We start from the raw sequence: 13,592 nt of genomic DNA, 5'->3' as shown, positions 1-13,592 counted from the left end.
TTATTTAGACCAAATACGCAACAAAGCTGGGGCGGCTAACATTAATAACAAACCGATAAGTAACTGTTGATGCCAACCCAGTGCTGTTCTGGGCATGGCCACCATTAAGTTTTCATGGGCTTTTGCTAATGTATTCATTTGGTACTTAGCTTTTATCGCGTTATCTTTTGCACTATTTTTCACACTATTTTTTGCCGTTATAGGAAGTAACTCTGTTGGCATTTCTACGGCAATAAAACTGGTGTATGGCGATAGGGTTTGATGGGCGATTGAAGTAGAAATGACTTCTGCTTTTACTTGCGTTTTATCAGCACCCGTAACCAAACTGTCTAACAAGCTTTCAATTTTTCGGCGGGCCCAAAGTGTTGATATACCTTTCGATGATTGATTCTCATCAACTATTACTTGCTGGTACCAAGGGCTTTGTGCGCTATCACCCATAGCTTGCACGCTGGTAATGGGGAGTTTAGATTTTACGGTTATTTGTAAGGGTTCTCCCATGTATAAATCGGTAATTTTTTTTGGAAAAACCTCAGTTTCTTGATGAACTAGATTATCAAAAATCAATGAAATATTGGTTATCGCCGGATGGTTTATTTTGCTCATTAAGGCAGTCATTTGTTTTTGCACATCCTCACTATTATTAATAAAAACATAACTGCCACGACCGAATTGCGCCGCTTTTTTCATAAAATAACTATTAGGAGCTGTGCCAATACCCACTGTAAATAAGCGAAAGTTGGCTTGGGCACCTTCAAGTAACTGCATTAATTCGAACTCATTAGCCACTGCGCCATCAGTAATAAAAATAACTTGTCGAATGGCTTTTGCAGTTTGCTGTTGATCTTTTGCCATAACCAGTGCTTGACTTAAAGGACGATACATTTCAGTACCACCATCAGCTTGTAAATGATTAATAAATTGCTGTGCTTGATTTATGTTGTGCCGAGAGGCCATTTTTGTTTTGGCAAATAATAGCGTTACGTTATCGTCGAAGGCGATAATATTAAAACTGTCTTTTGGACCTAAGTTTAAAATCGCTTGTTGAAGGCTCTCTTTAGCTTGTGCTATAGCGCTTCCCTGCATAGATCCTGACGTGTCAATAATGAAGATAATATCTCGCGATAACGTTGACACCTGCTCACTTTCTGGCGGAAAAAAGGTTAATAAAGTAAAGTATTCATCACCTATTTGCTCAGTAAAACTACTGACTTGAGGTTCATAGCTCGCTTTAAGCTGCCAACTGATTTCAAAATCCTGTTTAGCCGTTGTTTGTTGTTTTTGTAGGGTAATTAAGTACTGGGATTCTTGGTTATCAAGCGCTTGTGTCTGTATGTTATGGCTAGCACTTTTAATGGTGCTAATGCTAGCTCCAGCATTAAGCGAAATACTAATCGCAGTATGGTTATCTGCTATCGCTTTGGGCAATGCTTCTGAGCTATATTCAACGCGCTGTAAAGTCTCTTTAGCGCTATCAAAAGGTGCTCCAGAGTTAGGCTCATCCAATGTTTTTTGATCATGAATACTTTGATAGCGAGTGGTTATTGCTATAGGTAAGCGTAAATTAAAAATACTTTCACTCAAACCATTTTTAGTAACGTTAACCGGCATAATAAACTCTAACGTTACCTCTACTTTTGATAAAGGCGGAATATTGGCAATGTTGTTAGTGAACAAATTTGGCTTTTGTTGTTGCACTAAACTCGCTTTCTTACCTTGTTTTTTTGCCTGCTGATAAACGGCCTTTGCCGCTTGTTTCTCCATAATTTGGCCAATAATAACTTGGTCAGCCATCTTGATAGTTAAGTGTTTTATGGCTGAGCTTTCAGGTAAAGGGAATTGGTATTTACCCGAAACCGAGCTGTTATAAGGGTTGATAAATACTTGCTTTATTCGTGCATAAGCCACTATGCCATTAACCTCGACATTTGCAGTAATATCTACCGGTAATGCTGCGCGTAGGCGTTTGTCAGGGTGACTAAATAACAATTGAGGCCCCTGAATTAAAGGTTTTTCGGTAACCGACGACATTTTCGGTGGTAATTCTTGATTAATTGTAGCGGCTCGAGCAAAAGGTACAATAACAGCAATAACACTTGTTACTAGCAAAAATAGAATGATAAATTTAACCCATTTTCGGCGTTGTTTTTTGCGCTTTTGTTGATAAAAGTATGAATGTTGATAATCGATTAGCCTTAAATTTTTATTTGAGTTAAACACTTGAAGCTCCAATATTGAGTTATTGGGGCTATTTCAACAAAACAAAAAGGATGCGAGGCGTTAACATTGAGGCAAAGTGGTGAGCAATTGTGGCAAAATTATGGCTTTGGAGCGCAAGAATAAGTTATTGCGTTTAGCTACTAAGGTACATTTTACATTGTTAGCAGGGTAAGTTTTTATAAAAACTAAAGTCAACAAAAGCAGTAAAAGTAAGTTATAAGCATCTCTTACATATCAAATTTTAAGACTTTAGCGATTAATCTACATTGTCAAAAACGTGTTGCGCCTGAGTCCAAAAATCGCTCGATATTTTATTGATAACATTCGATTCTGCATTGATTAAAATGGCAAAACCTATATCAAGTGTTGGTGAGTAGCCTATATCAGCACGATAACCAGCAACCCAACCAGAGTGATAAATTATTGGGTGGCCTGCAAACTGATAAATTCGCCAGCCATAGCCATAATGAGCATCGGTGAGGTGTTCTCGCCAATATCGACGGCGTAAATCTTTCTTGGTTTTTATTCTTGGTGTGGTGAGCTCAGAAAGCAGGGCAGGTGAAAGTACTTCAGGGTTATTACCTAAGTTGGCTATTAACCATTTCGATAAATCTGTGATGCTGGCATTTACCCCAGCGGCTGGCGCAACTTTATAATAGTCGGGCTCTACATTTACTGTGCGCCAAATATAGCGCCTGATGTCTTTTCCTGCTCGAGTTTTTTTACCCGTTTTTACTCTTTTTCTTAAAATATGCGGTTGAGCGGTATTATTTTTAGTTAAAAACACATCAATACCGACTGAAGCATTATCCATTTTTAACGGAGTAAACACTCGCTCTTGCAGCAAGCTTGCATAACTTCTCTTAGTAACGGCCTCTATAGCAGGTTGCAAAAATCCGTAAGCAATATTTTGGTAACCGTAACACTTAGCCGGCTGACAAATAGGCGTAACACGGTCAAAACGACTAATTATTTTTGCCATACTCCAGTTTTCATGGAGTAAATTGTCGTAGGCATTTGGCATTAAACCCGTTGAATGACTGAGTAAGTGTGTTAATTGAATTTTTTCTGCTGCCCCTTTACTTGCCAGTGCGAAATTAGGTAAAAACTTTGTAATAGGATCAGATAGATTAAGCTTTTTTTCTTGCGATAACATAGTCGCAATGGTCGCTGCGAAAGGCTTTGAAACAGAAGCGAGACGAAACACCGTGTTTTCGTTTATTTTTTGTTTATTCGTTTTATCGGTGTAACCAAAACTCTCAATGGCAATAACTTTATCATCTTTAACAACAACATAAGCAGCACCAGGAATACTGAATTTATTTAATTCAGTATTAATACTGTTTGAAAGCTTTTTCTTAAAACTATTATATTGAGCGGCATTTACGTTGGAGATAGAGCACAGGATAAAAATAAGCGAGAGAAAACGAAAAAGCATGTAAGCAACCAATTTTGAGAAACATTTAATTCTAACGAGTTAATTTGTAAATAAAAAGTAAAATTAACTCGTATGAAAGATTTACGAGCTTTAACTTGAATAAGTCAGGTTAAAAGCTTGATAGTGAAGGTGAACTTACTTATTTGTGTTGCTTAGCACTGAACCAGAAATTCATAAAGTCTGCCGTTAGCTTGTTTTCAATCTCCATTACTCGCTCTGTTGGGCAAAAAATGGTGAAGATAATTTGTGTATCGCCAAGCTCTGACGTGGCAACTTCAATGTGCGGCTCAGGCCCAGCTATGGTTATATCTAATCTATGTTCAATGACTTGGTTATATCTCGCGGCAACATCATTAAAATCAGCGCAATAGCTGTTGGCTTTTTCTTTAAGTGCGTCAATAAATTCAAACGGGTTTACGCTGCCATCGCGAGTCAAGGTAAAATGGTGTACTGCGTAGCGCTTAAGAAAGTTTAAGTTTTTAATAGGGGTAGTAATTAATTGATTGTTCGGTAAATAAAGCGTTTTACCTGTAAATTGATAATTGCTTATATTCACTTCTAATAAGGTTAAGTTAATCCAATCAATAGAGTTTACCTCACCACAATAATTACCCACTTGGATCCAATCGCCGACTCTGAATGGACGGTTAGATACAACATAAATAAAACCAATAAAACATTGAATAAACTCCCTTGTTGCCAGCACTATAGCGACAACAAAAGCGGCAATTGAAAAGGCGAACATTTGTATTTCAACTGACCAAATATTGAACAAAATTACGATCAGACCAAAGTTGAAAATATTATTTAAAAAGTTAACGGTGAAGCGTTTGTCGATTTTTTTCTTTTTTGCACGACGTTTTATAAAGCGGGTAATAACTAACTTGAAGGTAATGATAGTAACAATTAAAACAATAGTAACTATAGATTTGTTTTCTAGAAGATTTTGAAGCATGAGTTACCTATAAGTTAATACATTAAGAACGTACTTTAGTGCGATAAAAGTGGCACCATAATGGATTTAAAGCGACAAATCGAGTGAAATATGACTTTAATTTTTGATTATAACTATTCGCCGATAAAACGCGTACTGCATTCGTTCAGCTAAGATTCAGCTTGCACTAAGTAAACTGATGTTAAATTATAATTAATCGCGCAATATTTGGCGATTAATGCCTGTAGTTTGTGGTATATATTTTGAGCTAAGGTTTAAAATATTAATCATTTATAGCGATTAATTTATTACAAAAGTCGCCGTTTAAAAATCGTCTTAATTTTTTACGATAGTGTGATTAAATCGCTTGTTTAATCTAATAATAACGCTGCTGTTGGTGGCGCATTACCATTCAATTTTCAAAAGGATATTTTATGAAATTATTTACCTCTACAATTATGGTGACATTACTACTCGGTTTTTGTTCTTTTACATTTGCTAATAATAGTTTGCCAACTCACCGCCATATCTCAGTTACCGGCACGGCTGAGTTAATGACAATGCCAGATATAGCCGTGCTACATTTAAATGTTGAAAGTGAACAAAAAACCAGTTTAGAGGCAAAAAAAGAAGTGGACCTGCGAGTGAATAATTTACTGGATGGTTTAGTCGATTTTGATATTAATGAAGACAATGTTTCGGCGTCTAATATTTCAACAGAAATACGCCGCAGTTATAACCGCGGTGAGCAAGATACTATTGAAGGTTACATTGCTCGAAGAACACTAAAAGTAACGTTAAATAATATTGATAAACTGAACACCTTTATGGACTTTGTACTCTCGGTAAAAATTAATGCGATTCGAAATATAGAGTTAAAGTCGTCAAATGAGAAAAACCTACAACAAGAAGTTAATGCACTTGCTGTTAGTAACGCTAAAAGCAAAGGTAAATCGTTAGCTAATGCTTTTGATGCTGAATTGGGCGCAATTTATAGTATTAATGCCAGTTCAAATCAAAGCTATCATAGATACGGTGCGAATAATGAAGGTTATAAAATGAGATCAAGTATGGCTGATAGCGCCGCAAAACCTGGTCGTTATCTTCAAGAAAATATTGTTTTTTCAGCAACCATTGATGTGGTCTTTGATCTTGAATTATAAAGTAATACTTCAGCAACAATAATATTATTGCTAACTCACATGGTACTAAGGGACCAAATATTAACAAGCCGAAATAAGTTAATCTTGAGCATAAATTTATATTACCAATATATAATAAGGAAACCTTATGCTTAACGAAAAAGTTGCCTTGATTACCGGCTCAACTAGCGGTATCGGCTTAGCTACGGCCCATGTGCTAGCCGCGCAGGGAATTAACTTGGTTTTACATGGCTTAATGTCAATTGATGAAGGCGAAGAGTTAGCGACTGAATTTTCTGCTCAATATGGTATTAAAGCCATTTTTGACGATGCCGATTTAATGAAAGTTGAAAGTATTGAGCGATTAATACAACACGCTATTGAGCAAATGGGCAGTGTTGATATTTTAATTAATAATGCTGGCATACAACACACTGAGTCGGCTGAAAATTTTCCGTTAGAAAAGTGGAATGCAATTCTATCGATTAATTTGTCAGCCGCGTTTCATGCAATTCAATACGCTTTACCAAAAATGAAACAAAACAATTGGGGCAGAATTATTAATGTTGCTTCTGTTCATGGTCTTGTTGGCTCAGTAAATAAGTCGGCATATTGTGCAGCAAAACATGGTTTAGTGGGCTTAACAAAGGTGCTAGCGTTAGAATGCGCAGAGCATGGTGTTACGGTAAATGCTATTTGTCCTGGCTGGGTTGATACGCCGCTAATAAACAATCAAATTTCCGCTATAGCTGAAAAACAAGACATTAGTTTTGATGAAGCAAAATACAAATTGGTAACGGCAAAACAACCTTTACCTGAGATGATGGCACCAGAGCAAATAGGCGAATTTATTTTATTTCTTTGTAGTGAAAGCGCAAGAAGTATTACCGGCTCTGCATTGCCTATGGATGGTGCCTGGACCGCACAATAGTAAGCTAGCTTTGGTCATTTAAAAAAGTAAAAAAAAGCAGTAAAAAAAAGGGCTGTCTCGGATAAATGAGGAGCCCATAGGAAGTTAGTAAAGTAGTTATAGTTATAGTTATTTTGAGTTAGTCTTTGTATTTGTTACAGTTACTGAATGTTATAGTTACTGAATGTTATAGTTACTGAATGTTATAGTTACTGAATAAATTGTCTTAAATAAGGCTATTACAGTGCGCCTTATTCAGCTGCAATAAATTTTTTAATCATCAAGTAAGTTTGATGATATTGCTCAGGTACCAATTTAGAAAGCAGCATGTAAGCGTGAATTAATTCATCAAATTGATAATGCTCAACACTTACACCCGCTTGTTGAGCTTTGTCAGCATATAAGCAACCTTCATCTCGTAAGGGATCGCAGCCTGCGGTTATCACTAATGTTTTCGGCATTTTATGCGTAAACTCGCCCAGTAGTGGCGATGCATTTTTTATTAATGATGCTGTAGCTTCATTTGTCTCTAATTCTATATTATCAAGCTGAAAATATTGCTGAAAGTACCAACGGATTTTATCGGCTTCAAGTAAAAAACCTTCGCCATTTTCGGTAATTGACGGACAGCTCATGGTGTAATCAACGCTTGGGTAAAGCAATATCTGCTTATCAATATTGATTTCAGTATTATTAATGTTGTTGGCAACCAAACTAGTACAAATTGCACCACCAGCACTATCACCGGCAATATAAAGTTGTTCATTAAACCTATAACCTTGGAGTAGGTCTTGATAGTTTTCCAAAAGAAACTGACAGTCATCTATTCCACAGGGATACGGATGTTCAGGAGCTAAGCGGTAATCAATACAAATAACAATTGCATTAGCCGCTATGGCTAGCTCGCGACTTATAGGGTCATACAATTCAATACTGCCACACATGTGGCCACCACCATGAAAATGTAATAAAACCGGTAAGGCTTTTTCTGGGTTGGGATGATATATACGTACCGCCACATTATGATCTGAGGCTTTAATAAAAGTATTTTTTATCAAAGGCACTTCAGGGCCTGGGATCATATATGCGGTTAGGTTTTCTAAATTTTGTCTAATAATCGTAGGATCAAAAGCCGCGCCACTTGCTTTTGCTTGTTCAATTCCAGCATTTACTTGCTTAAGTAAGGGTTTTAAGTTTTCTGAAACACTACCTCGCATATTAACTCCCTGCTTGTATATTTGTTTTCTTGCCAGACTCTGGTAAAAAATAGCTACCAACAAATAGCGTTGAACTAAGTACGGTGATCAAAATAAACGACCAAGTAAAATCACCTTGATGACTATCCACCAAACTACCGAATATCCATAAAATAAAGGTCGAAATTATGTAACTGATTGAGTAAAACATACTAAAAATAATGGTAATGCGCGGTAAAGTCATTTTCGGCAATTCGTGCGGAATTGACACTAAAGCGGTAACGGGTAAGAAGATAAAGAAACCTAGCACCATGGCCGCAAATGTTTGTAACCAATAGAGTTCACTAAATGAAAATATTGCTGTGCTAATAATCACTACAAAGCCAGACCAACGAATAACGGGGATACGCAAAGGAACTTTTTTGGCATAAATAATACCAAATATAGTACCGATAATACCAAAACCTATTACCCACTTACTTTGTACAATGCCCGCTTTAGGGTAAAAAGTGAATAAACAAATGTAGAAGGCTAAAATGCCTGAATATGCTAGGCCGTAAATCCAATTAAAGCTGTCTTTTAGGCCTTCACGATAATGATATACCTCTGGCGTAACATCGACATTTGGCGCAGGAGCATCTGGCTCTTCAAATTTTACGAATAACCAAAGCACAGCAACAAGTAAACTCATCACAGAGAAAAGCGTTAAACTATTCTGCCAACCTCCGGTAAGGTCGTTAATGCTGCCCATCTGCCACAGAATTACAGCAGTGCCAATATTAAATGCTACGGCATTAATTCCATTAATCGTAGAGCGCTCTTCGGCTTTAAAAAACTGTAAAACAATCGGGTTGAAATACACCACCATAAACGCACCACCAAGACCCATTAAAAAACGGCTTAACAGTAAGAGTTCATAATTGGGCGCGTAAGGCGTGAGTAGGCCAATGGTAATTAATAAACTTGAGACAAAAAAGGCATATTTAATGCCCAGTTTTATTGCTATCCAAGCCGCGATGAAAGTACCCACAATTTTCGCTATGGTAACTGCTCCACTAATAAAGCTTGCTGAAGCTAAACTGTGTACGTCGAGCGAAAGCATAATGCTTTGCATGCTAGCGGTGCCACCAACCCAAGCCATGGCAAATAATACATAACTAAAGAAAACAATAGCTTCGACTAAATATTTGTTAGTAATTTTCATCTATGATAACTTTTATACAAAACAACAATGAATAACTAGGTTACCTGAGGATGTTGGGGAAATAAGTACTACCTTAGTGCACTATAACTCACTAGCTTAAGTGATATGCTAGTTCTTGACATCTCTATGCTAGGCATAGCATCTTTAAAACAAAGGAATAAATTTGTTAGCTTGGCTATCTATTGACACATGGTTGATCACCATTCTTTCTATTGGCTATCTTTGCCTACTTTTTTTAGTTGCTTATAAAGGCCAAAATCAGTCACCTGAACAATGGCGTTGTAAACCTTGGGTTTATAGTTTTTCATTAGCGGTTAGTTGTACCTCGTGGGCCTTTTATGGCACGGTTGGGCAGGCTGCTACTACCGGAGCTTGGCTAGCACCAATTTATATTGGCACGATACTTTGCTTGGTTTTTGCCTGGCCTATGTTGATGAAAATGTTAAAAATCATCAAACGGCAAAACTTAACTTCTATTGCTGACTTTATTGCTTTTCGCTACGACCGCTCGCCTAAAATAGCCATTACCGTTGCATTAATCGCTTTAGTTGGCACCGTGCCTTATATTGCCTTGCAACTACGGGCAATTAGCACCAGTTTTGATTTACTTACCGGTACCTTCCAATCGGGTATTAGTACCGCCTTTGTCGTAACAATTGTGTTAATTGTTTTTAGTATATTTTTTGGTACACGCCAAATTGCTGCGAGCAAGCAAAATCAAGGCTTAGTGTTAGCGATTGCTTTTAGTTCAGTGGTAAAACTTATTGCCTTAACCGCGGTTGGGATTTTTGCGACATTTTTTGTTTTTGATGGCTTTGCAGATTTAGCAACGCAGCAACAACAAAACGAGCAATTATTTACCGATCACAATTCGGTTTATCTTTCAGTGGCGCAAGCTATTTTGGGCGCTATAACTATTTTTGTATTACCGCAGCAGTTTCATATGATGATGATCGAAAATCATCATCCGCAAGAATTAAAAACCGCACGTTGGTTATTTCCGGTTTACTTTATACTCATCAATATTTTTGTTTTACCCATTGCTATTGCCGGTCTAATTACCTTTCCGGGTGGTAGTGTAGACGCTGATACTTATGTGCTTACGCTGCCTTTGTTTTTTCAACAAGCATGGCTAGGTGTTTTGGTTTACATTGGTGGTTTAGCCGCAGCTACTAGCATGGTAATTGTATCTGCGATCGTGTTATCGACTATGATTTCAACCGAAGTTATTACGCCGTTAACATTAAAGTTTAAATACTTTAGTAAGGCAGGCGCACCGCAGTTTTCAGGCCTTTTGCTGAAACAACGCCGTTTCGCTATTACCGCTATTTTGTTATTTGCTTTTGCCTTCGAGCGCAGTATAAATCAACAAAGCCACCTGGCCAGTATTGGCCTACTCTCGTTTGTTTTACTATCGCAATTTGCGCCCGCTATTATCGGCGCATTATATTGGCGAAAAGCCAATGGTAAAGGGGCATTAACAGGGTTGATTGTTGGTAGCGTTATGTGGTTTTTTACTTTATTTTTACCCATAGTTGCGCCTAACTTAGCTTGGGTAGAAAACGGTATTTTCGGCGTTGCTTGGTTAAAGCCGACAGCGCTTTTGGGGATCGATTTTTTAGACTTAACCAGCCATGGTGTGTTTTATAGCTTAATCAGTAATATTGCCTGTTTTGTGCTTGTTTCTTTGCTGACTCATCGTAGCCTTGGTGAAAAACTTCAAGCGGATATTTTTATCTCTAAAAGTCAGCGCAAACATGAACGTAACTTAAGTACAGAAGATCTTTACAGTTTATTATTACGTTTTATCGACAAAAATGCCGCCGATGCCTTGCTAAAAATTGCAAAGTCGAATCAAGCAGCACAAAGTAATAACAATGTTGATGCTATTAACCTTATTGAATACACACGTTTGCAACTATCCGGTGTTTTAGGCTCCGCCTCAACACGTATGGTAATGAAGGCTGCATCAACCTCCGAAAAAATGCCACTTGAAGATGTTGTCAGTATTGTCGATGAAGCCAATGAAATGTTTCGATTTAACCGTGAGTTATTACAATCGGGCGTAGAAAACATTGAGCAGGGCATCAGTGTTGTTGATGCTGACATGAGGTTAGTGGCTTGGAATCAACGTTATATCGAATTACTTGATTACCCCGAAGGCTTTGTGCAAGCCGGTTTACCTGTTGAAACCTTGTTAAAGTTTAATATTTCAAGAGGCATTATTGCCGGCAATGCAAATAATGAGCAAATGATCGCTAAACGCATTGCGCATATGAAAAACGGCGATAGTCATCATTTTCAACGAAAAATGCCAAACGGTATTGTTTTAGAAATCAGTGGTCAGTCGATGCCTGCGGGTGGTTTTGTGAGCACTTTTTCTGATATTACTGCTCATATTGAAGCGGAGAAAGCGCTAAAAAAAGCCAACGAAAATTTAGAAAAGCGGGTTGAAAGCCGCACTCAAGAATTGCAAAAAGCAAAATCTGAAGCAGAAGCGGCTTATAGCAGTAAAAGTCGGTTTTTAGCAGCAGCAAGTCATGATTTAATGCAGCCATTTAATGCCTTATCTTTATTTACATCTATGTTAAAAAATAAAGTACAAGGAGATGAGTTAACAGCGCTTGCAGAAAATATTGATGATTCACTTAATGTCGTTGAAGCGTTATTGTCTGATTTAGTTGAGATCTCTCGTTTAGATAGCAGCTCTGAAAAAATTGATAAAAGCCACTTTGCCTTAGATGACTTACTTAGCCCGTTAAAAAATGAATTTTCAGCCTTATCAACGCAGGCGAACATTCAGTTTTCTTATCAATTAAGCCAATGTGTTGTGCATTCCGATAAGCGGATGTTAAGAAGAGTGATTCAAAATTTCTTATCGAATGCCGTGCATTACTGTAATGATAAGCAAGGTAAGAAAGCAGGTATTCGAAATAGAATTTTACTCGGCATACGAAGAACGAAATCTATGATTCGAGTTGAGGTTTGGGATAACGGACCAGGTATTGCCTTAGCACAACAAAAAGCCATATTTCGTGAGTTTGAGCGCTTAGAACAAAACCGTGAAATACCTGGTTTAGGTTTAGGTTTAGCTATTTCTGAGCGAATAGCAAAATTACTCGGTTTATCTATATCGGTTAAGTCGCAAGAGGGTAAAGGTACATGCTTTAGTATTGAAATACCAAGAGTTAACACGACTGAGGCGACGTTGTTAACTGCCAATGCAGCGAATAAGCGTAATATAAGTTCAGAGGCTAATTCAGAAATATCATCAACTAAGCCTTTTAATAATATTGTGGTTTTATTAATTGATAATGACGAATTAATGCTGACGGCGATGACTAAACAACTGATTGACTGGGGTTGCCAAGTATTAACGGCATACGATCAAGTGTCATGTCAGCAAAAGCTAACACAAGCCGGCCTTAAGCCAGATATAATTATTGCCGATTATCATCTTGATTATGGCAATAATGGCGTTGAGTTAGTTGCTAACCTACTTGCAGTTAAAAACTGGCAATTACCGACCATAATTTGCTCTGCTGACCCATCTGAAAGTGTTAGGCAGCACACCAGCGATGCTCAATGTTTGTTTTTACGAAAACCTATTAAATCGTTAGCTTTAAAACGTATAATGAAACAATTACTGACTTAGCTTGAGTGGCTAACTATGCTGAGTATCCCACTCAACAAGAAAGCCATTAGTTACCGTTAAAAAGCGAGGTAACTTTTCAATAGGCATTGAATATTTTTTATTAAGAGACATTTAAATGCTGTGAAGGACTTAGCATTAGTTGCTGGTAAGCCAACCCTGCTAAGGTACGATTATTCACTTCTAACTTTAATAAAATAGCAGAAACGTGCTTTTTAACGGTGGTTTCTTTAATGTCGAGATCATAAGCGATTTGTTTATTTAATTGCCCATCAGCTATTTGCGTTAATACGATGTATTGTTGCGGAGTCAGTTGGCTTAATTGTTTGGCAAGCTTTTGATGCGCTAAATCGGTTTGTTGATCAGCATTAAACTCAATATGTGCGGGTAGCCAAATACCGCCATCTAATACCGTTTCAATAGCTTTTGCTATAGTGGCTAAATCAGCTGATTTTGGAATAAAGGCGGCAGCGCCAAAGTTAATCGCTTTTTGCATGGTTTCAGAGTTATCGTCTGATGACACCATGATCACAACAATATCAGGAAAATGGTTTTGCAATTGCGTTAAACCCGTAAAACCGTCGTTGCCGGGCATATGCAAGTCTAGAAAAACAATTTCCAAACTGTCGTTTTCGTTAACGGCTTTTAGTAAGTCGTGAAAGTTATCTACCTCTAAGGTTTCATCATCTTCAATACACTCTACAATTGCTTGCTTTAAAGCGGTACGAAATAAGGGATGATCGTCAGCGATAATTACTTTTGCTTGGGTCATTGCAGTAGCCTTTAAATGATTAAAATTATAAGAATGATTAACAATATAGGAGCGGATAAAGTGACATATTATTCCACATCAAGTCGAAAACTCAGCCTTATTTATTGATGCTTTATTATCAAAA

9 protein-coding genes are annotated in these 13,592 nt (G+C 37.4%); 3 read left to right on the top strand and 6 right to left on the bottom strand.

The window, feature by feature from the left end; all coding sequences use genetic code 11:
- The 3 genes from AC27H3_RS00140 to AC27H3_RS00130 form a co-directional block, all read right to left on the bottom strand.
- On the bottom strand, window positions 1–2,220 hold the full coding sequence (locus AC27H3_RS00140) for a marine proteobacterial sortase target protein (RefSeq protein WP_487102831.1): 2,220 nt from the start codon (window positions 2,218–2,220) through the stop codon (window positions 1–3).
- Between the two features lie 256 nt (window positions 2,221–2,476).
- Window positions 2,477–3,658 carry a serine hydrolase domain-containing protein gene (locus AC27H3_RS00135; protein WP_487102830.1) on the bottom strand — a complete coding sequence of 394 codons (1,182 nt, stop codon included), beginning with the start codon at window positions 3,656–3,658 and terminating at the stop codon, window positions 2,477–2,479.
- Between the two features lie 139 nt (window positions 3,659–3,797).
- Window positions 3,798–4,613, bottom strand: coding sequence for a mechanosensitive ion channel family protein (locus AC27H3_RS00130; protein WP_487102829.1), 816 nt, complete (start codon window positions 4,611–4,613; stop codon window positions 3,798–3,800).
- Between the two features lie 413 nt (window positions 4,614–5,026).
- On the opposite strand from AC27H3_RS00130, the gene AC27H3_RS00125 reads away from it, so the two are divergent.
- Entirely contained in the window at window positions 5,027–5,755 is a 729-nt protein-coding gene (locus AC27H3_RS00125) for an SIMPL domain-containing protein (RefSeq protein ID WP_487102828.1), read from the top strand.
- Between the two features lie 127 nt (window positions 5,756–5,882).
- A complete protein-coding gene (locus AC27H3_RS00120) occupies window positions 5,883–6,665 on the top strand; it encodes a 3-hydroxybutyrate dehydrogenase (RefSeq protein WP_487102827.1) in 783 nt (260 codons plus the stop codon).
- Window positions 6,666–6,895: 230 nt separating this feature from the next.
- On the opposite strand, the gene AC27H3_RS00115 is transcribed toward AC27H3_RS00120, so the two are convergent.
- The gene (locus AC27H3_RS00115; protein ID WP_487102826.1) at window positions 6,896–7,861 is read right to left on the bottom strand and encodes an alpha/beta hydrolase; all 966 of its coding nucleotides are present in this window, start codon (window positions 7,859–7,861) and stop codon (window positions 6,896–6,898) included.
- 1 nt (window position 7,862) lies between these two features.
- On the bottom strand, window positions 7,863–9,044 hold the full coding sequence (locus AC27H3_RS00110; RefSeq protein WP_487102825.1) for an MFS transporter: 1,182 nt from the start codon (window positions 9,042–9,044) through the stop codon (window positions 7,863–7,865).
- 163 nt (window positions 9,045–9,207) lie between these two features.
- Here AC27H3_RS00110 and AC27H3_RS00105 point away from each other — a divergent pair, with 163 nt between their 5' ends.
- Window positions 9,208–12,699: a hybrid sensor histidine kinase/response regulator gene (locus AC27H3_RS00105; RefSeq protein WP_487102824.1), complete on the top strand. Its 3,492-nt coding sequence runs from the start codon at window positions 9,208–9,210 to the stop codon at window positions 12,697–12,699.
- 100 nt (window positions 12,700–12,799) lie between these two features.
- On the opposite strand, the gene AC27H3_RS00100 is transcribed toward AC27H3_RS00105, so the two are convergent.
- Complete coding sequence (locus AC27H3_RS00100; RefSeq protein ID WP_487102823.1) at window positions 12,800–13,468, bottom strand: response regulator transcription factor; 669 nt, start codon at window positions 13,466–13,468, stop codon at window positions 12,800–12,802.
- Window positions 13,469–13,592 lie beyond the last annotated feature (124 nt).

This window comes from Colwellia sp. NW0002-52-1 (genome assembly GCF_057550865.1).
This window is presented reverse-complemented; position numbering and strand designations above follow the sequence as displayed.

Bases quoted from the DNA above. Each gene is read 5' to 3' on its own strand.
- AC27H3_RS00135 (WP_487102830.1), bottom strand. From the start codon at position 3,658: ATGCTTTTTCGTTTTCTCTCGCTTATTTTTATCCTGTGCTCTATCTCC.
- AC27H3_RS00130 (WP_487102829.1), bottom strand. From the start codon at position 4,613: ATGCTTCAAAATCTTCTAGAAAACAAATCTATAGTTACTATTGTTTTA.
- AC27H3_RS00125 (WP_487102828.1), top strand. From the start codon at position 5,027: ATGAAATTATTTACCTCTACAATTATGGTGACATTACTACTCGGTTTT.
- AC27H3_RS00120 (WP_487102827.1), top strand. From the start codon at position 5,883: ATGCTTAACGAAAAAGTTGCCTTGATTACCGGCTCAACTAGCGGTATC.
- AC27H3_RS00115 (WP_487102826.1), bottom strand. From the start codon at position 7,861: ATGCGAGGTAGTGTTTCAGAAAACTTAAAACCCTTACTTAAGCAAGTA.
- AC27H3_RS00110 (WP_487102825.1), bottom strand. From the start codon at position 9,044: ATGAAAATTACTAACAAATATTTAGTCGAAGCTATTGTTTTCTTTAGT.
- AC27H3_RS00100 (WP_487102823.1), bottom strand. From the start codon at position 13,468: ATGACCCAAGCAAAAGTAATTATCGCTGACGATCATCCCTTATTTCGT.